Source organism: Arthrobacter sp. ZGTC212, assembly GCF_002929255.1.
GTDB classification, from domain to species: Bacteria; Actinomycetota; Actinomycetes; order Actinomycetales; family Micrococcaceae; genus Arthrobacter_B; species Arthrobacter_B sunyaminii.
Genome location: NZ_PJIJ01000001.1, coordinates 370,735 through 392,602 on the forward strand (window position 1 = coordinate 370,735; position 21,868 = coordinate 392,602).

The following is a 21,868-nucleotide window of genomic DNA, read 5'->3' on the forward strand; positions in this document are numbered from 1 at the left end:
CCACGCATTTGACAGCTGGCTTACTGAAACCGAGGTTCGAACGATGAACGCACCCCGATCTGTGCAGATGGCACCCGCTTCCGAGGAAGTAGGGTGGCTCGGCTCGGTTGACGCGGGCATCAACTCGTTCTTCGAGCCGATCACTGAGATTTTCTCCGCCATCGTGTTCTTTCCCGTCACCGTTGGCGATTTCAGTTTCCCTGCGGTTGTCGCCTGGCTGATTATTGCCGGCATTGTCATCACCGTTTATTTCGGTTTCATCCAGTTCCGCGGCCTGCGGGTTGGAACCCAGGTCATCCGGGGAAAATTCTCCTCCAAGGATGACCCGGGCGAAGTGCCGCACTTCCAGGCCCTGACCTCTGCGCTCTCCGGCACCGTAGGCCTGGGGAACATCGCCGGCGTCGGAGCCGCCATGGCCCTGGGCGGTCCCGGAGCAACCTTCTGGATGATCATCGCCGGTCTCCTGGGCATGGCCACGAAGTTCGCCGAATGCACCCTCGGAGTGAAATACCGCGAAGTCCATGAAGACGGGTCCATCAGCGGCGGCCCCTTCAAGTACCTTCCGGTGGCGTTCAAACGCTTCGGCCGGTGGCCCGCCAAAATCCTGACCGGGACCTTCGCCGTCGCCATCCTGCTCTTTGGCGTGGCCGGCGGCAACATGTTCCAGGCCAACCAGACCTTCGCGCAGGTCCAGAACGTCACCGGCGGCGATGACGGGATCCTCGGCAGCGCCGGAGCAGCCGTGGTGTTCGGGCTGATCCTGGCCGTAGCGGTGGCCGTGGTCATTCTTGGCGGCATCAAGTCGATCGGCGCCACTACCTCCAAGCTCGTGCCGGCCATGGGCGGCATCTACATCCTGGCCTGCCTCGCGGTCATTGCGGTGAACATCGAGAATGTGCCGGCCGCCTTCGGCGCCATCATTGACGGTGCCTTCAAGCCCGAAGGTTTCGCCGGCGGCATCATCGGGGTCATGATTGTTGGCTTCCAGCGTGCCTCCTTCTCCAACGAGGCCGGCGTGGGATCCGCTGCCATCGCCCATTCGGCGGTCAAGACCCGCCGGCCGGTCAGTGAAGGCTTTGTGGCGCTCTTCGAACCGCTCGTGGACACCGTCCTCATCTGCACCATGACCGCCCTCGCGATCATTATGGCCGGCACCCCCAGCCTGCAGGCCGGCATCGACCAGGTCCAGGGCGGAGAAGGCCCGCCCGACGGCGTGATCCTCACCTCGGATGCCTTTGCCACCGTCCTGCCGTGGTTCCCCGTTGTGCTGTCCATCGCCGTCGCGCTCTTTGCCTACTCCACCCTCATCACCTGGTCCTACTACGGGCTGAAGGCCTGGGAATACCTCTTCGGCCGCGGCCGCCGCCGGGAAATCACGTACAAGGTCATCTTCCTGACCTTCACCGTTGCCGGCTGCGTGCTGTCCTTCAGCCAGGTCATCGAATTCACCGACGCGGCACTGTTTGTCTGCGCCTTCGTGAACCTGCTGGGCGTCTACCTCCTGCTTCCGGTCATCAAGCGGGAAATGAAGCAATACCTGGCGGACCGCAAGAGCGGAAAGCTGGAAATGCTGGGCATCGAGGAGGATGACATCAAAGAAGCCGCTGCCAACGCCTGAGCTGCGCCCGCAGTGAGCGGAGCTGCTGTGTGCATGCTTCTGCCCGTACACCGTTGACCGAATTACACTCCCGGGCCTAGGGTCAACCCATCGTTACCGCGGATGGGGCTGGCTCGGCAACAGTGCGGACGGATGTGAAACAAAGACAAAGGAGTTTTTGTGAGAACACAGCTAGCCGCTTTCCAGCAACCGCTCGATCCCATCGGGGATTCCCTGGTCCTCTCCGCGGTTCTTGCGGCGTTGCCGCTGCTGCTCCTGTTTGTCCTGCTGGGCGTCTTCCGGATGAAGGCCTACCAGGCAGGACTCATCTCGCTGGTGCTGTCCATCCTGCTGGCCGTAATCGGCTGGCAGATGCCGGTGGGACAGGTGGCTGCCGCCACCGGGCTGGGGGCGTTTTACGCGATCTTCCCCATCCTCTGGATCCTCATCAACGCCCTGTGGATCTATAAGCTCACGGTGGCCACGCCCTGGTTTGAGGTCCTGGGCAGGACCATCCGCTCCATCTCGGATGACCTGCGGATCCTGTCCATCCTGATCGCTTTCTGCTTCGGGGCACTGCTGGAATCCCTCGCCGGTTTTGGCGCACCGGTGGCCATCGCAGCAGCCATGCTCATGGCGGCGGGCATGAAACCGCTGAAATCGGCCATTGTGGCGCTGCTGGCCAACACCGCTCCGGTTGCCTTCGGCGCCATGGCCGCCCCGATTATCGCCCTGAACGGTGTGACCGGCATTCCGCTGCAGGAGCTGTCCTCCATGACCGGGCGGCAGACCCCGTTTATCGCCCTGGTGGTGCCGCTGATCCTGGTCTTCCTGGTGGACGGAAAGCGCGGCCTGAAACAAACCTGGCCGGTGGCCCTGGTGAGCGGGTTTGTGTTCGGACTGGCCCAGTTCGTTGCTTCCAACTTCTTCGTGGTGGAACTGACCGACGTCGTGGCGGCCGTTGCCACGGTTATCGCCGTGCTGCTGATGCTCCGCGTCTGGCAGCCGGCGGAAATCATCGGCATGTCCGGCCAGGTGCAGGACGACCGGGAGGTTGCCGCTGATTCGAGGGAAACGGTCGACGCCGCGGGTTCCGGCAGTACAACAGACGTTCTCGACGGATCCGGCACGGCAGAGCCGGTCAAAACCGGCCGCGGGCGGCGCGCGGCAGCCCTGCCGGGAGCAGGCGCAACGGCGGCCGGCTCAGCGGGGACAGACTCCGCGCCCCCGGCGGGTCCCGGGTCCACGAGCAACACCGCCCGTCCCGATGCCCGCAGCGTATGGATGGCAACCGCCCCGTACCTGATCATCATTGTGGTGTTCTCACTGGCCCAGATACCGGCCATCAAAACCTGGCTGACGTCCATCGGCAGCGTCACCTTCCACTGGCCGGGACTGGACGTGGTGGACTCCAACGGCAAGGCCGTTGCCGCCCAGACGCTGCGTTTTGACCACATCCGGGCCACCGGCACCCTGCTGCTGTTCTCCGGGATCCTGACCATGATCCTGTACCGGATCCGGCCCCGCGAAGGCGCGAAGGTGTACGGGGAAACCCTGAAGCAGCTGCGCTGGACCATTGTGACGGTCTGCGCTGTCCTGGCCCTGTCCTTCGTGATGAACTTGTCCGGGCAAACCACCACGCTGGGCGTGGCCCTGGCCTCCGCCGGCGGATTCTTTGCTCTGCTGTCGCCGCTGCTGGGCTGGATCGGTGTGGCGCTGACGGGTTCCGACACCTCCTCGAACTCGCTGTTCGGCCAGCTGCAGGTGGCAGCGGCCAATGAGACGGGCCTATCCGCCACCCTGATGGCGGCGTCCAACTCGTCCGCCGGGGTGCTCGGCAAGATGCTCTCGCTGCAGAACCTGGCCATCGCCTCGGCTGCGGTGGGCCTGGAAGGTGCCGAGAGCACGCTGCTGCGCAAACTCATCGGCTGGAGTCTGGGCCTGCTGGTGCTGATGACACTGCTGATTTGGCTGCAGTCAACGTCCATTCTCGGTTGGATGGTGCCGTAAATGAGCATCTTCTCCGACTCCGACTCGACCGTGGGACTGCCGGATCCCGCTCCCAGCGCCACCCTGCTGGGACTGGCCCCGAACGCGTCCATCGAACCCGGACACCGCGAGCAGGCCAGCACCGACCGCTCCGGTTTCGTGGCCCAAACGCATCCGGACGGTGTGGTGTTCGCCGAGTCCGCCGAGGACGTGGCGGCAACCCTGCGTCTAGCCACCCTGCACCGCGTGCCGGTGGTGCCCCGCGGTGCAGGCACCGGGCTGGCCGGCGGATCGTCCGCCCGCACGGGTGAAGTGGTGCTGGATGTCTCCCGCATGAACCGGATCCTGCGCATCGACCCGGTGGAACAGCTGGCCGTGGTCCAGCCCGGGGTCCTTAACGCTGAAATCAATGCGGCTGCCGGTGAATACGGGTTGTTCTATGCCCCGGATCCGGCGAGCACGGCCATCTGCTCCATTGGCGGCAACATTGCCACCAACGCCGGCGGCATGCGCTGCGCCAAATACGGCGTGACCCGCGAATCAGTGCTGGCGCTGCGCGTCATCCTCGCCGACGGGCGCGAACTGCGCACCGGACGGGAAACCATCAAAGGGGTCACGGGCTACGACCTGAACGCGCTCATCATCGGCTCCGAAGGAACCCTCGGCGTCGTCGTTGAAGCCACGCTGCGGCTGCGGCCCACGCCGGTGGCCACTGCCACCGTTGCTGCCTTCTTCCCCGATGTCGAAAGCGCCGCCCGCGCCGCGTCGGCGGTGGTGGCCGCGCGCATTCAGCCCTCCATGATGGAACTTATGGACGGGCCCACGCTGGAAGCCGTGGATGCAGCCACCGGAACTGATTACCGGTCCCGGGGAGCGGCTTTTCTCCTGGTGCAGACCGACGGCTACGGCGCCTTCCTGGAACAGGACGTGGTGCTGGAAGCCGTGCGCCCCTTCGCGGGCTCCTGCGGAAAGGCGGCCGACGACGACGAGGCAGCGGCCATGGTCAGCGCCCGGCGGGATGCGATCCCGTCGCTGGAACAGATGGGACGGGTGTCCATCGGTGACATCGGCGTGCCGCGGGGAAGGCTGGCCGAAGCCGTTACCGGGCTCGAAGAGATTTCCGCTGCCACCGGGGTCCGGATCTTCACCATCGCCCATGCCTCCGACGGCAACCTGCATCCCATGATCGTGATGGATCCCGAGGATTCGGTCACGGAGGGTCCGGCCAAGGACGCCCTGGGGCAAATGTTCTTCCTCGCGAACCGGCTCGGCGGCACCCTGACCGGTGAACACGGGGTGGGGCTGCTGAAACGCGACTGGGTGGGCGCCGAACTGGGCGACGTGTCAGTGGGAGTGCAGCACTCCATCCGCCGCGCACTGGATCCGCTGGGCATCCTCAATCCCGGGAAGGCCATCTGACCCTGGGCAGCATCGGGGCCGCCGGCCCGTCGCGGTACCGCGACGGGCCGGCTTTGGGCGGACGGCTTTAGGCCAGCGCCTCCCGCAGCGCCAGAAAAACCACGTCGCGGGCCAGCGGAAGAGCGCTGAACCGGACCCCCGTGGCGTCCCGGACGGCGTTGGCCAGGGCCGGAGCCACGGGGTTGAACGGACTTTCGCTCATCGACTTGGCACCCATGGGCCCCAGCGAGTCGTTGGTCTCTGCAAAGTAGATCTCCGTGCGCGGCACATCCGCGAAGGCCGGCACATGGTATTCGCGCAGGATCTTGGTCTGCACCTCGCCGGTGCTGCTGACCCGGACCTTCTCAAACAGTGCCGCACCCAGTGCCTGGGCTATGCCGCCCTCAATCTGGCCCCGGCACTGCAATGGATTCATGACCACTCCGGCGTCCGCGGCATGCACGCTCTGCAGGATCCGGATTTCACCCGTGCCGGTGTGCACGCCCACCCGGAAGCCCTGCACGTTGAACGCCACGGACCGCGGCGTTCCGCCCCAGCGGCCCTGGGCTGACAGGTCAATCCCGGCCTCCTGCGCGCGGACGGCGACGTCGGCCAGCGCTATCCGCTCGCCGTCGCACTCCACCGCGTCCGGCAGCAACCTCACCTGCGCCGAGGTGTTGGCAAACAGGGAAGCGGCAAAGCCCTTGAGCAAAACAGCCAGTTCCTCCGCCGCGGCGAGGGAAGCCTTGCCCGCCACTACGGTGCCGGTGGAGCCGTAGGCGCCGGTGTCATGTTCCACCAGATCGGTGTCCGACTGGCGGATGACAATCCGGTCCGCGGTGGTGTGCAGGGCGGTGGACGCGAGCTGGGTGTGCACGGTGGTGGTGCCGTTGCCGAACTCGGAGGTGCCGACGTCGAGCCCGTACCGTCCGTCTTCCTGCAGCCGGATCCGGGCGTGGCTCATATGCCCGCGGGGTGGAACCGTGTCGATCATCGCAACGGCGGTGCCGGTGCCAACCCGCCACTCCTCGTCCAGATCTTCGCCGGAAGTCTCAGCGGACAGCTTTCCCCGTTCGAGCGCAGCACGGACCAGTTCCACGCATTGGTCCAGCCCATAGCTGCCGTAATGCACGTCTTCCGCCGGAACCGGCGCCGTGGAGAGCATGGCGTCCCCCCGGGCGATGACGTTGCGGCGGCGGAACTGAAGCGGATCCATGCCGATGCCGCGCGCCAGTTCATCCATCGCGGACTCGACGGCGAAAATCATCTGGCTCAGTCCGTAGCCGCGGAAGGCTCCGGACGGAACGGTGTTGGTGTAGACGGCCCGCGCGTCGACCTTCTTGTTGTCGCACCGGTATACGGCCACGGACTCGCCGCAGCCGTGGAACATCACGCCGGGGGCGTGGTTTCCGTAGGCTCCGGTGTTGGTGGTGACGTCCAGCTCCAGTGCGGTCAGCGTGCCGTCCCGGCGTGCTCCGGCCCGCACCCGGACGGAAAACGGATGCCGCACCGTGGTCGCGGTGAACTGCTCCTGCCGGGTCAGCTCCAGCTGCACCGGCCGGTTCAGCCTGATCGCCGCCAGCGCGGCCAGGTCCTCGGTGAGCATCTCCTGCTTGCCGCCGAATCCGCCGCCCACCCGTCCGGTGAGCACCCGCACAGATTCGGGTTTCAGTCCGAACACCCGGCACAGCGCCCGCCGGATGAGGAACGGAACCTGCGTGGAGGTGCGCACCACCAGCCGGCCCGCTTCGTCAAAGGAGGCAATAGAGCCATGCGTTTCCAGTGCCATGTGCTGCAGGCGCTGGCTTTCGTAGGTGTTCTCATGCACGACGTCGGCTGCTGCCAGTCCGGCGGCCGTGTCGCCGAGTTCGGAGTGCAGCTCGGCGACGATGTTGCCGGCGGTGCCCGGATGAACCTCGGGTGCGCCGTCGGCCAGGGCCGCGCCGGTGTCCAGGACCGCCGGGAGCAGCTCGTATTCCACCCTGAGCGCACGCACGCCTTCGGCAGCGGCGCCCACGGACGCGGCAACAACCGCGGCCACCCGCTGGCCGCGGAAACGGACCACGTCATCCAGAATCCGGGTGTCATCCGGGTCATCGGTATGCAGTTCATGCTGGGCCGTGGAGAACAGCTGCTTCGGGGCGTCCTCGTGCGTGAGGACCGCCTCAACGCCGGGCACCGCCAGGGCCGCGCGTGCATCAATGGAGAGAATGCGGGCGTGTGCGTGCGGGGAGCGCAGGATTTTCATATGCAGCAGACCGGGCAGCTCCGCTGCCGGCACGTCCATGGTGTACCGGGCACGGCCGGTGACAATGTCCGGGCCGGCCGGAGCCGGAATGCTGGCGCCCACGGTCCGGGCAACAGGAGAGGTCCCGGCCGGGACATCCACCGTGCGGTGCCCGCAGACTGCGTCCCCGATGGCGCGGTAGCCGGTGCATCGGCAGAGGTTGCCCTTGAGATTCCGGGGCAGGTTCTCTTTCTGCTCCTCGTCGAACGCAGCAGCGGTCATCACCATGCCGGCGGTGCAAAAACCGCATTGGAAGCCCTGTGCGTCCAGGAACTGCTGCTGCATGGGATGCAGTTCCTCCCCATTGGCCAACCCTTCGATGGTGGTGATTTCCCGGCCCTCGGCACGGACCGCCGGATAGAGGCAGCTGTGCACGGGCTTACCGTCAACATGGACGGTGCAGGCACCGCAGTCACCGGCATCGCAGCCCTTTTTGACGCCCAGATTGCCCTGTTCCCGCAGGAAGGTGCGCAGACACTGGCCGGGGAAGGGTGCGGCCTCCACCTCGGTCTTATTGATCCGGTAGGTCACAGCAACTCCTCCTTCGAGCCGGATGCGGCCAGCTCGGCCCGGATTTCTTCGGCCAGCCGGTCCGTCATATAGTGCCGCCATTCGGGCAGGCCGTGGACGTCGTCATGCCAGAGTTCGCCGTCGATCTGCCCGCTGAGTTCCGCCCGGAGTTCGACGGCGGTCGGCAGCGAGGGGAACCGAAGCTGGACCGGACGCTTCGTGGCGGCGGTGATGGTGAGGACAAACCCGCCGTCCCCGTCCAGCCGGCCGATCAACAGCACCCCGGAACGGCCCAGATTGGTCAGCGACTGCCGGCGGAACGCGGTCCCGGCCCGCAGGACGGCTGCCGGCAGGGTCACGCTGCGCAGCAGTTCTCCCGGCTCCAGGGCAGTGCGGCCGTCACCGATCACCAGTTCGGCCACCGGGATTTCGCGGGACGTGCCGCCGGGGGAGTGAATCAGCGCAACGCCGTCCAACGCAGCGGTCAGAGCCGTCATGGGGCCGGCGGGCAGGCCGGTGCAGATGTTTCCGCCCACCGTGGAGACGTTCCAGACTTTGAAGGAAGCCACAAAGGAATCGCAGCACAACTGCACCAGATCCAGCGCCCGCCACTCAGCCCGGACGCCGGCAGGAGCTGTGCCGGGAAAGGCGTGCAGGTCCGCGATGGTGCAGGTTGCCGCAATCTCGAGTCCGTCGTCGGACACGCTCAGCGGTTCCCAACCGGCGGCGGTGATGTCCAACAGCCGCTGCAGGGAGTCGCTGCCGTAGGAGAAGAGCACGGTCCCGCCGGCCAGCCAGGCATCTCCGGGACGCCAGTCGCTGGGGTCACTGGTGCGGACCAGTTCGGAAACGGTGGGCATGTCCATAGATAAATCCCTCAATGGCTGACGTGCTGGCGGGTGAACGGATGGATGGGGCCGCTGAGCGCGCGCAGGGGCTGCCCGCTAACGGCGGCACCGGAACGTGCTGCCACTATTTCGGCGAAGACGGACAACGCGGTTTCCTCGGGTGTCGCGGCCCCGATGTCCAGTCCGATGGGAGAGTGCAGCTTTGCCGTTTCAGTCGTGCTCAGCCCGGCGTCCCGTAACGCGGTCATCCGCTGTTCGTGGCTGCGCCGTGATCCCATGGCGCCGACATAGGCCAAATCCAGGCGCAGCGCCTCGATCAACACCGGGATATCGAACTTGGCGTCATGGCTGAGCACACAGACCACGGAGCGGGCATCCAGGCGTCCCGCCGAGGCTTCCTCTCTCAGGTATTGGTCCGGCCACTGCACCCGCACTTGATGGGCTGCGGGGAAACGTTCCGGAACGGTGAAGGCGGGCCGGGCATCGCAGACGGTCACGTGGTAACCGAGCAGCCGCCCCTGCCGGGCAAGGGCGGCCGAGAAATCATTGGCGCCGATCACCAGCAGCCGGGCAGGCGCAAGCCGGGACTCAAGGAACAACACCGGACCGCCCAGCTCCACGATCCCCGTGCGGCCGGACGCCAGCAGAGGTGCCAGCCGTGCGGCGGCATGCCCCGGGTCCATATCCAGCATCGCAGCCAACGCTGCCCCGTGGTCGGTAAGCAAACCTGCGGTCGAGGCGGCGCGGCGCGGGTCGGGGACCAGCAGCAGCTGTGCCGCATTGTTCTGTGCTGTGCCTCCGGCGTCGATTCGCCGGACGAGGGCGCAGGGAGCATCCGGTTTGGGGATGACGGGAAAGGTGCCGGGTTGGAGGAGCTGGATCAGCACCTCCAGGGTGCCGCCGCAGCTGAGCCCGACGGCGAAGGCATCAGTGTCGCTGTAGCCAAAGGATTCAACCCGGGGTTGGCCGTCAGCGAGGACCTCCTCGGCCACGGCAACCACAGCGGCTTCCACGCATCCGCCTGAGAGGGACCCCGTGATCCCGCCGGCCTGGTGGATGAGCATGGAGGTGCCAACCGGGCGCGGCACGGATCCGGACGCGCGGACGATGGTTGCGGCGGCGCAGGGAAAGCCGTCCGCCGTGGCCGCAGCCAGTGCGTCAAGCATGTCAAGCATGCGCCCCTACCCTCCAGCGATACCCGCCGGCGGCTGACCGCCACCGGCTAACCAGTAACCAAAGCGGTGAGTTCCCCCTGCCGGAGTAGCCGGGCAGGGGCCTTAAATCCGCAAACAATGACATTGATGAAACATATTAGGGCATTTTTTGGGCCTTATGGCGGGCGGAAAGAAATATAAATGTCAGCACGACAATGTAAATTTCGGCACCGCCGGGAACCAGATCTGCCGTAATTGTTTCCGGTAATTGCACGGAAGCCTACCACGGCAATCCGCCGTGCGGGACACCCCGCTGCTTCATATTCGAAGGGAGGGTGTCACCGTGGATGTATGGTGGTCGCGTGCGGACGGTTAGGCCACCGGCGCAGCAAAACCCGGCCTCCATGCGGGCCGGGTGGTTGGAGCAGGACCCGGCCTCTTGGATCAGCAGACAAGCCCACTGAGCTGGCCCCGGGAGGGGTCTGCATGCCCGAGGATGTCCCATGACTGTTTCCATGCCAGCCGCCGCCGTCGCACCCGCAACCGCACCTGTCGCTTCAGCCGCACCTGCACCCGGCAGCGGCCGCTTGTGGGTGAAGAATCCCCTGGCCGCCTTCACCGCCAATGAGCTGGATGCCGCAGGGGGCCTGGTGATTGAGGACGGGGTCATCACCGAGGTGCTGGCCGCCGGGCAGAGTCCCGCCGCGCCCTGCGCAGAGGTGTTTGATGCCTCCGCCCACGTGCTGCTGCCGGGGCTGATCAATACGCACCACCACTTCTATCAAACCCTCACCCGCGCCTGGGCACCGGTGGTGAACACCCCGCTGTTCCCGTGGTTGAAGAACCTGTATCCGGTGTGGGCGCGGCTGACACCGGCGGATCTGGAGCTGGCCACCACCGTGGCCCTGTCCGAGCTCCTGCTCTCCGGCTGTACCACTGCCGCGGACCATCATTACCTCTTCCCCGACGGGCTGGAGGACGGCATTGACGTGCAGGTGGACGTGGTCCGGAAACTGGGCATGCGGGCCATGCTCACCCGCGGCTCCATGACGCTGGGGGAGGACGACGGCGGCCTGCCGCCGCAGCACACGGTCCAGGCGCCGGACGTGATTCTCGAGGACAGCCGGCGGCTGATCCGGGACTACCACGAGCGCGGCGACGGCGCCGTGATCCAGATTGGCCTGGCCCCCTGCTCGCCGTTCTCGGTGACCCGGGACATCATGCGCGACAGTGCGGCGCTCGCCGAGGAATATGACGTCCGGCTGCACACCCACCTGGCCGAAACCATGGACGAAGAAGCCTTCTGCCTGGAGACGTTCGGGTTGCGGACGGTGGATTACCTGGAGAGCGTCGGCTGGCTGGGGAACCGCACCTGGCTGGCGCACGGTGTGCACTTCAACGACGACGAGATTGCCCGCCTGGGTGCCGCCGGCACCGCCGTGGCGCACTGCCCGACGTCGAACATGCGCCTGGCCAGCGGCATCGGACGGATGGCGGAACTGGAGGACGCCGGTGCTCCGGTAGGGCTGGGAGTGGACGGATCGGCCTCCAACGACGCCTCCAACCTGATCCTGGAGGCCCGGCAGGCCCTGTATCTGCAGCGGCTGCGCTACGGCGCCGAAGCCATCACGCCCGAACGTGCACTGGGCTGGGCCACCAGGGGATCAGCGCGTGCCCTGGGCCGGAAGGATGTGGGCGAACTGGCGCCGGGCCGGCAGGCGGACCTGGCCATGTTCCGGCTGGACGACCTGCGCTTTTCCGGCAGCCATGATCCGCTCTCGGCCCTGCTGCTCTGCGGGGCGGACCGTGCGGACCGGGTGATGGTTGGCGGCAGCTGGCGCGTGGTGGACGGTGCTCTTCCGGGCGTCGATCTGCCGGCGCTGATTGCCCGGCACACCGCGGCGGCCCGGCGGATGGTGGCGGGTTAGGTTTCCGGGATTGTGGCAAGGCCCGGAACCGGAAGCAATGCATTCGGGTAAAAACCGGCGATTGTTTGCACAGAATTAACACCCGTGAAACAAGATGCCGTTTTATTCTGCAACATTTATTTACCTGTTGACAGATTTGCCCGCGCTCGCTCACACTGTCGGAAATAGCAATTCCAACTGCCGGAAACATCGAATCAAGTCGGCGCCGCCGATGGTCAAGGGTGTTCAGCGCCGGCAATGGAACAGATCTACCGAAAGCTGACACCCGTGCGCCCAGAACCACATTTCGAGTCAACCCCGGGAACCGCCGCAGAGTCACCGGTTCCGGACTTCCTGGCAGCCTTCAACACGGCAGGCTATGCCGAGGCTGAAGAAATGCTCCGTCCCTGCCTGGACATTCAACGCTGGTGCAATGAAATTGCCGCAGCCCGGCCTTTCGCCACCCCCGGCGAACTGCTGAGCTTCGCCGAACTGGCGGCGCCGGACTTCACTGAAGCAGAGATCGACGGCGCCCTGGCCCGCCATCCGCGGATCGGCGAGCGCCCCGCCGGTGCGGGCACTGAAGCCACCTTCTCGCGCGGCGAGCAGGCCTCGGTCACCGGGCTGGACGACGTCCAGGAGCAGCTGGCCGCCGGCAACCGCGCCTATGAAGACAAGCATGGGCGCGTCTTCCTGATCCGCGCGGCAGGCCGCAGCGCCGAGGAGATCCTCGCCAATCTGCAGGAACGCCTGGAGCACACCCCGGAGGAAGAAGTTCCCCTCATCGCAGGCCAACTGCGGGACATCGCCATCCTGCGCCTGGAAGGACTGCTCTCTTCATGACCCGCAGCCACGTCACCACCCACATCCTGGACACCGCTGCCGGGAAGCCGGCTTCCGGCGTCGCCGTATCGCTTTGGGGGAGCGGGGAAGGCGTCTGGACCCGGATCGGGGACGGAACCACGGACGACGACGGCCGGGTGGGCAGCCTGGGCCCGGAACGGCTGGAGCCGGGAACCTACCGGATCGACTTCGCCACCGGAGAGTACTTCGCCGCCGCCGGCACAGAGACTTTCTTCCCCAGCGTTTCCCTCACTTTTGCCCTGACCGATGCGGGCCAGCACTACCACGTACCGCTGCTGCTGAGCCCCTTCGCCTACTCCACCTACCGAGGAAGTTGAACCATGACTGAAACAACTCAGGCCCCCTCAGAGGAGAGGGCAGCCAACGCCCGGATTGTCCTCGGCAGCAACCAGTACGGCAAAGCCGAGGTACGCCTGGTCAAGGTCACCCGAGACACCGCCCGGCACCGGCTCGAAGACCTCAGCATCACCAGCCAGCTGCACGGCGACTTCGAAGCCGCGCACACGGAGGGGGACAACTCCCACGTAGTGGCCACCGATACCCAGAAGAACACCATCTACGCCTTCGCCCGCGACGGCGTCGGGTCACCGGAGGAGTTCCTGCTGCGCCTGGAGCAGCATTTCACCGGCGGATTCGACTGGGTTTCCGGGGGCCGCTGGGCCGCCGAACAGTACTTCTGGAACCGGATCAGCGACCACGACCACGCCTTTGCCAAGGACAAGTCCGAGATCCGCACCGCGGTGCTGGTCTCCGAAGCCGGCCGGCAGCACCTGGTCTCCGGCATCAGCGGCCTGACCGTGCTGAAGTCCACCGGCTCCGAGTTCTCCGGCTTCCCCCGGGACCGCTACACCACCCTGGCTGAGACCACTGACCGGATTCTGGCCACGGATGTCACCGCCAAGTGGCGCTACGCTCCGGACACGGACGTGAGCAGCCTGGACTTCAATGCCCTCTATGCCTCCGCCCGCACCCTGCTCCTGGACGCCTTCGCCAACACGCATTCCCTGGCCCTGCAGCAGACCATGTTTGAAATGGGCAAGGCCGTCATCAGTGCCCACCCGGAGATTGACGAGGTCCGGCTCTCGCTGCCGAACAACCACCACTTCCTGGTGGACCTGGCACCGTTTGGCCTGGACAATCCCAACGAGGTGTTCTTCGCCGCGGACCGCCCGTACGGGTTGATCGAAGCCTCCGTGCTGCGCGAAGGCACGGCCGCCGATTCACCGGTCTGGAACACCGTGGGCGGTTTCTGCTGATGAGCCGCAAACAGCGCTCCAATGCCGCCGCCACGGCCGGAACCGCAGCCCGCCCGGAAGACGCCCGGCTGCCGCTGGGCAGCACCTTCGCCTACGGCTTCCAGCATGTGCTCACCATGTACGGCGGGATCATCGCCCCGCCGCTGATTGTCGGCACCGCTGCCGGACTGGATCCCGCCGACGTCGGCATGCTCGTGGCCGCCTGCCTCTTTGTCGGCGGCCTGGCCACCCTGCTGCAGACCATCGGCATCCCGTTCTTCGGCTCCCAGCTGCCCCTGGTCCAGGGCGTTTCCTTCGCCGGTGTGGCCACCATGACGGCCATTCTCGACGGCGGCGGCGGCCTGCAGTCCGTCTTCGGAGCGGTGATCGTTGCTTCCCTGGTGGGGCTGCTGATCACCCCGGTGTTTGCCAAGGTGATCCGCTTCTTCCCGCCGGTGGTCACCGGCGTCGTGATCACCACCATCGGCCTGACACTGATGCCCGTGGCTGCCAACTGGGCGATGGGCGGCAGCAGCGCCGCCCCGGACTACGGCAGCGTCTCCAACATTGGCCTGGCCGGACTGACCCTGCTGCTGGTGCTGCTGCTGAGCAAGCTCGGCAATTCCGCCATTTCCCGGCTCTCCATCCTCATCGCCATTGTGCTGGGCACCATCTTCGCCGTGGTGACCGGCAAAGCTGATTTCTCCGCCGTGGGCAGCGGCGCCATCTTCGCCGTCCCGGAGCCCTTCGCCTTCGGCATGCCCACCTTCGAGGCCGCCGCCATCATCTCCATGGTGATCGTCATCCTGGTGACCCTGACCGAAACCACCGCGGACATTATCGCAGTGGGCGAGATCGTGGAAACCAAGGTGGACTCCAAGCGCATTGCCAACGGACTGCGCGCGGACATGCTCTCCAGCGCGCTGTCCCCGGTGTTCAACTCGTTTACGCAGAGCGCGTTTGCCCAGAATGTGGGGCTGGTGGCCATCACCGGCGTCAAGAGCCGGTTTGTGGTCAGCGCCGGCGGCCTGATCCTGGTCATCCTTGGCCTCCTGCCGGTCCTGGGCCGGGTGGTGGCGGCGGTTCCGACGCCGGTGCTCGGCGGCGCCGGGATTGTCCTGTTCGGCACGGTGGCGGCCAGCGGCATCCGCACCCTGGCCAGGGTGGATTACCGCAACAACATGAATTTCATCATTGTGGCCACGTCCATCGGGTTCGGCATGATTCCGATTGCCGCGCCCACCTTCTACGACGAGTTCCCCGCCTGGTTCGGCACCATCTTCCATTCCGGCATCAGCTCCGCCGCCGTGATGGCCATCCTGATGAACATCCTCTTCAACCACATCCGGACCGGAAACCCGAAGGACCCCTCCGTGTGGGCCGAAGGCGCCAACCGCATCGTGCGCCTCGAGGACACGGCGGCGCTGAAGGAGGGCGACCACGTGCTGGACGGAAAACTGCTCGACGCCGACGGCCGGGAAATTCCGCTGGCCGCCACCGGTACCGCTGAAACCGATTCCCACTAGGACCATGACTTTGAACCCCTCGCCTCCGTCCACTGAGCCCGCACCCGTCCTCGGCGCCGCGCACCTGCAAAGGCTCGATGCCGTGCTGGCGGACACCGACCGGCTGCTGGCCGGCAACTACCCCGGTGACGCCGGCACCCGCCAGCCCGTGCACACCGTCTACATCCCGGCGGACCGCTGCGTGCCGGCCCTGCCGTCAGGCTGGGGGAGAGACGGGCTTGCGGCCGTCGAGGCGCAGGGCTCCCTCGGGCAGGGTGGCCGTGGCGGTTTGCCGGGCCTGGCCGAACTGGCGGGCCTGGACGCCAAACTGGCCGCCGCCGTCGTGCCCCTTGTGGAGGCGAAGCTGCGCACCGAGCCGATCGAGGACCTGCGCCTGGACTTCGAGGACGGCTACGGCATCCGGCCGGACGCGGAAGAGGACAGCCACGCCGTGCTGGCCGCCGCCGCCGTGGCGGACGCGGTGGCTGCCGGGACTGCGCCGCCGTTCATCGGGATCCGGTTCAAGTGCTTTGAAGCGGCCACCCGGTCCCGCGGTGTCCGGACCCTGGACCTGTTCCTCGCCGGCCTGCTGGCGGCCGGAAAACTGCCCGACGGGCTGGTGCTGACCTTGCCCAAGGTGTCCACCGTGGAACAGGTGGAGGCCATGGTCTACATCTGCGGGCAGCTCGAAGAGGCCCACGGCCTGGAACCGGGACGGCTGCGGTTTGAAGTGCAGGTGGAAACCCCGCAGCTGATCCTGGCCGCCAACGGCACCGTGCCCGCGGCGCAGCTGATCCACCGCGGGCGGGGCCGCGTTTCGGCCCTGCACTACGGCACCTACGACTACAGCGATTCGGTGCAGATTGCCGCGCAATACCAGTCCATGGAGCACCCGGCCGCTGACTACGCCAAGTCCGTGATGCAGGTGGCGGCTGCCGGCACCGGAGTCCGGCTTTCGGACGGCTCCACCAATATCCTGCCGCTGGGCACGCCCGAGGAAATCCGGACCGCCTGGCAGCTGCACGCCCGGTTGGTGCGCCGCTCGCTGGAACGCGGCTTCTATCAGGGCTGGGACCTGCACCCCGCGCAGCTTCCCACCCGTTTTCTGGCCACCTATGCCTTCTACCGGGAGGGATTCGACGCCGCTGCCCGGCGGCTGGACACCTACGTCCGGAAACAGGTTGGCACGGTCCTGGATGAACCCGCCACCGCCCGGGCACTGGCCCGGTTTGTGCACCGCGGCCTGCTCTGCGGAGCCCTGACCGAAGCGGAAATTGAACAGGGCACAGGGCTGACCGGCGTCGAACTCGCCGCGCTCGCCCATCCCAAAACTGCCCTATCGCCCATCAAAGAGAAGGTCCGCTAGATGAACACCCCGCAGCACAACGCCCAACACCGCGGCACCCCGCGCTACTACTCCGCGGCAGGCGGCCTGCCGGCCCAGACCGAACTGCTCACCGGAAGAGCGGCGGTGACCGAGGCGTACACCGTGATTCCGCGCGGCGTGCTGAGGGACATTGTCACCAGCGTGCTGCCCGAATGGACCGATACCCGCACCTGGATCCTGAACCGGCCGGTGGCCGGCGGCGCCACCACTTTCGCCCAGTACCTGGTGGAGGTTGCCCCGGGCGGCGGCTCAACCTCACCGGAACCGCAGCCGACCGTGGAATCCTTCGTCTTTATCCTCGAGGGCACGCTGACCGTCCGCCTGCACGGCGAGGACCATGTCCTGGCTCCCGGCGGATTCGCTTACCTGCCGCCTGACGCACAGTGGAGTGCCTTCAACGAATCCGGGGAACCGGTCAAGTTCCAGTGGATCCGCAAGGCCTATCAGCCGCTGGCGGGCCACACCCCGCAGCCGGTCTTCGGCAACGAGGCGGACATCGAGCCCACGCCCATGCCGGGCACGGACAACAAATGGCGCACCACCCGGATGATCCCCGTGGATGACGTCGCCTATGACATGCACGTCAACGTGGTGACGTTTGAACCCGGCGCCGTCATTCCGTTCGCTGAAACCCATGTCATGGAACACGGGCTGTACGTGCTGGAGGGCAAGGCCGTGTACCGGCTGAACCAGGACTGGGTGGAGGTGGAAGAGGGTGACTACATGTCCCTGCGGGCCTTCTGCCCGCAGGCCTGTTACGCCGGCGGCCCGTCGAACTTCCGCTACCTCCTCTATAAGGACGTCAACCGCCAGATCCTGCTCGGCGGCCAGCCGTGACCGCTCAGGTGCCGGATATGTCGGCGCCTGAACCTTTTGACCTGGTGATCCGCGGGCACGCCGTACTTACCCCCGGGGGAACCGTCCCGGCCGAGGTGGGGGTGCGGCGCGGGGTGATTGCCGCCGTCGTGCCGCTGGGCACCGGGCTGGAAGGGGAGCGGCTCATTGAACTGGCCGCGGACGAAACCCTGCTGCCCGGGCTGGTGGACACGCACGTGCACATCAATGAGCCGGGACGCACCGAGTGGGAGGGCTTCGCCTCCGCCACCCGCGCGGCGGCCGCCGGCGGGGTCACCACGCTGATCGACATGCCGCTGAACAGCATTCCGCCCACCGTGAATGTGGAGGCACTGAACATCAAACGGAACTGCGCGGCCCCGCAGGCCTTTGTTGACGTGGGTTTTTGGGGCGGAGCCGTCCCCGGGAACCTTGCCGATCTGCGTCCGCTGCACGAGGCCGGTGCCTTCGGGTTCAAATGCTTCCTGGTCCACTCCGGCGTGGACGAGTTTCCGCACCTGGAACCGGCGCAAATGGAGGCGGCACTCGCCGAGCTGAAGACCTTTGACGGTCTGCTGATTGTGCACGCCGAGGATCCGGCAGCCATCCGGGACACACCGCCGGGCAGCGGTTATGCGGGGTTCTTGGCCTCCCGTCCGCCGGCGGCGGAGAACACCGCCATATCCGGTGTCATTGACGCGGCGGCACGCACCGGCGCGCGCGCCCATATCCTGCACCTGTCCTCCGCCGAAGCCCTGCCCCTGGTCCGGGCGGCAAAGGCCGACGGCGTGCGGCTCACGGCTGAAACCTGCCCGCATTACCTCACGCTGCGGGCCGAAGAGATTCCCGACGGCGCCACGGCGTTCAAGTGCTGCCCGCCCATCCGCGGGGACGCCAACCGCGAAGAGCTCTGGGCCGGTCTCGCGGACGGGACCATCGACTGCATCGTTTCGGACCATTCGCCCAGCACCCTGGACCTGAAGGACCTGGAAAACGGAGACTTCAGCGTGGCCTGGGGCGGGGTGTCCTCCCTGCAGCTGGGGCTGGCGCTGATCTGGACCGAGGCCCGCATCCGGGGCATTGCGCTGGAGCGGGTGCTGCACTGGATGTCCGCCGCACCGGCAGCACTGGCCGGGCTGGACCGCAAGGGCGGCATCGTGGAAGGCAAAGACGCCGACTTTGCGGTGTTCGCCGCGGAGGACACCTTCACGGTGGATCCGGCGGTTCTGCAGCACCGGAATCCGATCACGCCCTATGCCGGGAAGCAGCTCACCGGCGTCGTGCGCCGCACGGTGCTGGCGGGTGCCGACGTCGATCCCGCTGTCCCGGCCGGGCGCCTGCTGCGCCGGTAGGCAGTGATGGCTGCCACAAAGGCATGCGTCGCATTTAAGGAACGGCCAGCGCGGAAAGTAGGGTCTAGGTATGGCTCCTTTTCGTAACAGCCGCGCTGCGTCGCTGCCTGCAAAACTTTCCCGTTCCTGGCTTCTGGCATCGGCTGCCGATGAAGCGAATTTTGGGCCGGCGCTCGCGTCGGAAGCGGACTCCGTGGTGTTCGACATGGAGGACGCGGTACCCGCGGCCGGCAAGGCTGAGGCCCGTGAGCGCGTTGTGGAGGCGCTGTCAACCGGAATGACCGCCTGGGTGCGCGTGAACGGCATCGAAACGGATTACTGGGCCGATGACCTCGCGGCGCTGTCCAAGGCTCCGGGACTGCGCGGCGTCATGCTGGCGATGACCGAAAAGCCTGAGCAGGTCACCCACACGGCCATGCGCCTGCAGGCCGGCACCCCGGTGTTGGCCCTGGTGGAGTCCGCACTTGGCATTGAAAACGCGACGGCGATTGCTTCGGCTCCCGGCACCTTCCGCCTGGCCTTCGGTGTGGGTGACTTCCGCCGCGACACCGGTGCCTCCGACGATCCCATGGCTCTGGCCTACGCCCGTTCCAAGCTGGTGGTGGCTTCCCGCGTGGGGCAGCTTCCCGGCCCGATCGACGGCCCCACTGTTGGTGCCCTGGGCGATAAACTGCTGGAGGCCTGCAAGGTTACGCAGTCCATGGGTATGACGGGCAAGCTGTGCCTGATGCCCGAGGCCGCGGACTTCATCAACCACGGACTTTCGCCGAGCGAATCTGAGATCACGTGGGCGCATGAGCTGCTCGAGGCGCACGCTGCAGGTGCCGTCGTGGGCGACGGTTCCTACCTGCCGCGACTGGCGCGGGCCCAGAAGATCTCCTCACTGGCTGACTCCTACGGACTCTGGAACGCCTAATTCTTCAGATACAGTTTCGAGGACCACTAACCTCGGTGCTGACAGCCGGAAACGGCGCTAATATAACCTAGAAAAAATGGACCGGTAGGCTCGGAACCGATACACCTGACGAGTGCAGGGTGTATCGGTGGGCTTGGCAGATAGCGCCACCGGCTGACGGCATCCATATCAGGAACGGGCCGCTACGAGATGTCCTCCTAGGTGTTGATACCTTGGCGTCAACCTTCAATTCCGATCCCGGATCTTGGTATGGACGCTGCGCGTACAACGGTTGTCGGTGCGGCCTCTGTCCGTAGCGCCACTATGAAGATTCTCATTGTCGTACTGCGCCGAATTCTTGACGACACACATTCTTACCGTTTAGATTGCCGTGGGCAATGGAGAAGTCCGCACCTTGTAAGGCGTGCTGATGAATCGGGAGGTGGCGAAACCATATCGCCTACTCCGCAAAGTTTTTGCTCGAAAATGCTGAGCTCCGGCCAAGGTAGTCAGATAGAGCTTGCTTGCGAGCCCATGGTTATCTGTGTAGATTCCCTGTGCCAGTTCGATCTCCTTTGGTGAGGCTTGTCCCTAGCGATCGTTGGTGAGGTCAACACGTATTGTGGTGTCCCATAGGCACCTCAGCCACGTAGTGTCAAATAAAGAAGATCGTGTGGCCGCACAGGTACCAAATTATTCTAGGTATCGAAAAATACGCCTTCGAGGATCAGCACGGGGGGGGTGACTAGGCATCTTAAAAGATAAGCGGAAATAGAAGAGTACCGGAAAACTGACACCAGGCGGGCCCGATTCTGCAATGGGTGAAAGCTTTATGGAGTAAGGGGGAAATATGTGGGATTTGAAGGCTGGAAGAAATCAGTTTCTGGGCAGCCATCAAGGGATGCCGGATAGAAGCTTTTGGTACTATGTTCTCAAGAGGGCAAACGACACAAAGCGATTGAATGATCCATCTTTACAGGCGGCACTCCGTTGGAGTCCACACTATTCAAATTGCCCACAACTTGACCATGAAATAACGGCACTACTAGCAGATCGAGAGGTAAACAAAAGCTGGAAAGGGTTCCTCCGTAGCATCTTTGTTGGACGTACTCTCGGAGGAGAAATCAATGCCAAGGCTAAACAAAGAAGTGGTAAAGCGTGGGTAGGGGTTTCTTTTCAATATTCAAGTGCAATTATGGCTTATGTTGCAGCGTATGATAAGTGGCGCGCGGTGATGAGCGCAAATAGCGGGGCAGATCCTAAAAAAGTTCTTGATGCTGATATCTTTTCTGGCATAGCTACGTCTCGGCCATTTTGGGCCGATCCATCAGCTTTCGTCGGAACGCACCCCTCACTTTCCCGTGGCCCTGATGGGCGCGATGAAAATGACTATGAGCGGCTAGTCACATATGCTGACATGTTCCTTGTTTGTCATGAATATGGCCATCACTTACTCGGTCACACAAACAAATTTGCGAAGAAGTTTAAGATAGAAGAAGATCTTCGTAACTTACTCAAAAAACGCGGTCTAGAGGCCGTTGTGTTTAGGCGGACACCTTCGAGGAAGGAGCCGCGAGCCAATGCGAAGGCTATAGATACTCCTGCTGTCTCCCAAAAAGAGGAATTCTTGGCAGATATTTTAGGATTGCAACTCGCTAGTAAGAGTCGTGGTGCAGACAGGACCGCGGCTGTCTATTTTGCGATGATTGGCACGATCTGTGCGCTGCTTGCGGAAGCTGATATTATGGACCACTGGTTTCTTGATTCGCTAGATACTCATCCAAGCACGTTCGAACGAATTGGCCTTCTTCTTAACTTGATGCCCACACTTTTTCATAGTTATCCTACGCATGGAATCGGTGATTCTGTAAAGCAATTGACGCAGCAATTGGCGGGATTTTCAACAGCGTGTTTTCAATACTCAATGTGCAGCAGATATCCTGACTTCTACCCTGCCCCTACAATGGGTCAGATTCTTCAGGCTTTCAACGAAAAAACGCTAGTCCGAGCTGTTTTTGAGTAGGCTATAAAAAAGGTCAGCTTGACTCATTGTGGGAGGTTGTTAAGTATTAATGACAAACGTGCGTCGTATCATTACGACTAATT

General features: G+C 64.8%; 16 protein-coding genes. 13 read left to right on the top strand and 3 right to left on the bottom strand.

Features of this window, described 5'->3' with window-relative positions; translation table 11 throughout:
- The first annotated feature begins 43 nt into the window (after window positions 1-43).
- The 3 genes from CXQ89_RS01885 to CXQ89_RS01895 all read left to right on the top strand — a co-directional run bounded on the left by CXQ89_RS01885 (window position 44) and on the right by CXQ89_RS01895 (window position 5,005).
- Window positions 44-1,618 carry a sodium:alanine symporter family protein gene (locus CXQ89_RS01885; RefSeq protein WP_104102251.1) on the top strand — a complete coding sequence of 525 codons (1,575 nt, stop codon included), beginning with the start codon at window positions 44-46 and terminating at the stop codon, window positions 1,616-1,618.
- A 159-nt stretch (window positions 1,619-1,777) separates the two neighbouring features.
- Complete coding sequence (locus tag CXQ89_RS01890) at window positions 1,778-3,607, top strand: L-lactate permease (protein WP_104160104.1); 1,830 nt, start codon at window positions 1,778-1,780, stop codon at window positions 3,605-3,607.
- Window positions 3,608-5,005 (top strand): FAD-binding oxidoreductase, encoded by a 1,398-nt coding sequence (locus CXQ89_RS01895; protein WP_104053319.1) that lies wholly within the window; start codon window positions 3,608-3,610, stop codon window positions 5,003-5,005.
- Window positions 5,006-5,072: 67 nt separating this feature from the next.
- On the opposite strand, the gene CXQ89_RS01900 is transcribed toward CXQ89_RS01895, so the two are convergent.
- Genes CXQ89_RS01900 through CXQ89_RS01910 form a run of 3 tightly spaced genes read right to left on the bottom strand, consistent with a single transcriptional unit; the run spans window position 5,073 to window position 9,804 of the window.
- Window positions 5,073-7,802, bottom strand: a complete 2,730-nt coding sequence (locus CXQ89_RS01900; RefSeq protein WP_258059796.1) for a molybdopterin-dependent oxidoreductase — start codon at window positions 7,800-7,802, stop codon at window positions 5,073-5,075.
- Window positions 7,799-8,647: an FAD binding domain-containing protein gene (locus CXQ89_RS01905; protein WP_104160106.1), complete on the bottom strand. Its 849-nt coding sequence runs from the start codon at window positions 8,645-8,647 to the stop codon at window positions 7,799-7,801. The genes CXQ89_RS01900 and CXQ89_RS01905 overlap by 4 nt, the downstream gene beginning before the upstream one ends.
- 11 nt (window positions 8,648-8,658) lie before the next feature.
- Window positions 8,659-9,804: an XdhC family protein gene (locus CXQ89_RS01910; RefSeq protein ID WP_104160107.1), complete on the bottom strand. Its 1,146-nt coding sequence runs from the start codon at window positions 9,802-9,804 to the stop codon at window positions 8,659-8,661.
- A 482-nt stretch (window positions 9,805-10,286) separates the two neighbouring features.
- Here CXQ89_RS01910 and CXQ89_RS01915 point away from each other — a divergent pair, with 482 nt between their 5' ends.
- The 10 genes from CXQ89_RS01915 to CXQ89_RS18120 all read left to right on the top strand — a co-directional run bounded on the left by CXQ89_RS01915 (window position 10,287) and on the right by CXQ89_RS18120 (window position 21,785).
- Entirely contained in the window at window positions 10,287-11,711 is a 1,425-nt protein-coding gene (locus CXQ89_RS01915; RefSeq protein WP_374952967.1) for an 8-oxoguanine deaminase, read from the top strand.
- Window positions 11,712-11,948: 237 nt separating this feature from the next.
- Complete coding sequence (uraD, locus tag CXQ89_RS01920; protein WP_104053316.1) at window positions 11,949-12,533, top strand: 2-oxo-4-hydroxy-4-carboxy-5-ureidoimidazoline decarboxylase; 585 nt, start codon at window positions 11,949-11,951, stop codon at window positions 12,531-12,533.
- Window positions 12,530-12,871, top strand: a complete 342-nt coding sequence (gene uraH / locus CXQ89_RS01925; protein WP_104160108.1) for a hydroxyisourate hydrolase — start codon at window positions 12,530-12,532, stop codon at window positions 12,869-12,871. Before uraD ends, uraH begins: the two co-directional genes overlap by 4 nt.
- A gap of 3 nt (window positions 12,872-12,874) precedes the next feature.
- Window positions 12,875-13,810: a factor-independent urate hydroxylase gene (gene pucL / locus CXQ89_RS01930; protein ID WP_104160109.1), complete on the top strand. Its 936-nt coding sequence runs from the start codon at window positions 12,875-12,877 to the stop codon at window positions 13,808-13,810.
- The gene (locus CXQ89_RS01935; protein ID WP_181032202.1) at window positions 13,810-15,315 is read left to right on the top strand and encodes a nucleobase:cation symporter-2 family protein; all 1,506 of its coding nucleotides are present in this window, start codon (window positions 13,810-13,812) and stop codon (window positions 15,313-15,315) included. Before pucL ends, CXQ89_RS01935 begins: the two co-directional genes overlap by 1 nt.
- Window positions 15,316-15,319: 4 nt before the next feature.
- A complete protein-coding gene (locus tag CXQ89_RS01940) occupies window positions 15,320-16,660 on the top strand; it encodes a DUF6986 family protein (RefSeq protein ID WP_146067178.1) in 1,341 nt (446 codons plus the stop codon).
- The gene (locus CXQ89_RS01945; RefSeq protein WP_104160111.1) at window positions 16,661-17,518 is read left to right on the top strand and encodes a bifunctional allantoicase/(S)-ureidoglycine aminohydrolase; all 858 of its coding nucleotides are present in this window, start codon (window positions 16,661-16,663) and stop codon (window positions 17,516-17,518) included.
- Window positions 17,519-17,535: 17 nt separating this feature from the next.
- Window positions 17,536-18,867 (top strand): allantoinase AllB, encoded by a 1,332-nt coding sequence (allB, locus tag CXQ89_RS01950; protein ID WP_104160657.1) that lies wholly within the window; start codon window positions 17,536-17,538, stop codon window positions 18,865-18,867.
- Window positions 18,868-18,937: 70 nt separating this feature from the next.
- On the top strand, window positions 18,938-19,783 hold the full coding sequence (locus tag CXQ89_RS01955) for a CoA ester lyase (RefSeq protein ID WP_104160112.1): 846 nt from the start codon (window positions 18,938-18,940) through the stop codon (window positions 19,781-19,783).
- 829 nt (window positions 19,784-20,612) lie between these two features.
- Entirely contained in the window at window positions 20,613-21,785 is a 1,173-nt protein-coding gene (locus CXQ89_RS18120) for a M48 family metalloprotease (protein ID WP_146067179.1), read from the top strand.
- The last annotated feature ends 83 nt before the right edge of the window (window positions 21,786-21,868 follow it).

Bases quoted from the DNA above. Each gene is read 5' to 3' on its own strand.
- CXQ89_RS01885 (WP_104102251.1), top strand. From the start codon at position 44: ATGAACGCACCCCGATCTGTGCAGATGGCACCCGCTTCCGAGGAAGTA.
- CXQ89_RS01895 (WP_104053319.1), top strand. From the start codon at position 3,608: ATGAGCATCTTCTCCGACTCCGACTCGACCGTGGGACTGCCGGATCCC.
- CXQ89_RS01905 (WP_104160106.1), bottom strand. From the start codon at position 8,647: ATGGACATGCCCACCGTTTCCGAACTGGTCCGCACCAGTGACCCCAGC.
- CXQ89_RS01910 (WP_104160107.1), bottom strand. From the start codon at position 9,804: ATGCTTGACATGCTTGACGCACTGGCTGCGGCCACGGCGGACGGCTTT.
- CXQ89_RS01915 (WP_374952967.1), top strand. From the start codon at position 10,287: ATGACTGTTTCCATGCCAGCCGCCGCCGTCGCACCCGCAACCGCACCT.
- uraD (WP_104053316.1), top strand. From the start codon at position 11,949: ATGGAACAGATCTACCGAAAGCTGACACCCGTGCGCCCAGAACCACAT.
- uraH (WP_104160108.1), top strand. From the start codon at position 12,530: ATGACCCGCAGCCACGTCACCACCCACATCCTGGACACCGCTGCCGGG.
- pucL (WP_104160109.1), top strand. From the start codon at position 12,875: ATGACTGAAACAACTCAGGCCCCCTCAGAGGAGAGGGCAGCCAACGCC.
- CXQ89_RS01935 (WP_181032202.1), top strand. From the start codon at position 13,810: ATGAGCCGCAAACAGCGCTCCAATGCCGCCGCCACGGCCGGAACCGCA.
- CXQ89_RS01940 (WP_146067178.1), top strand. From the start codon at position 15,320: ATGACTTTGAACCCCTCGCCTCCGTCCACTGAGCCCGCACCCGTCCTC.
- CXQ89_RS01945 (WP_104160111.1), top strand. From the start codon at position 16,661: ATGAACACCCCGCAGCACAACGCCCAACACCGCGGCACCCCGCGCTAC.
- allB (WP_104160657.1), top strand. From the start codon at position 17,536: ATGTCGGCGCCTGAACCTTTTGACCTGGTGATCCGCGGGCACGCCGTA.
- CXQ89_RS01955 (WP_104160112.1), top strand. From the start codon at position 18,938: ATGGCTCCTTTTCGTAACAGCCGCGCTGCGTCGCTGCCTGCAAAACTT.
- CXQ89_RS18120 (WP_146067179.1), top strand. From the start codon at position 20,613: ATGTGGGATTTGAAGGCTGGAAGAAATCAGTTTCTGGGCAGCCATCAA.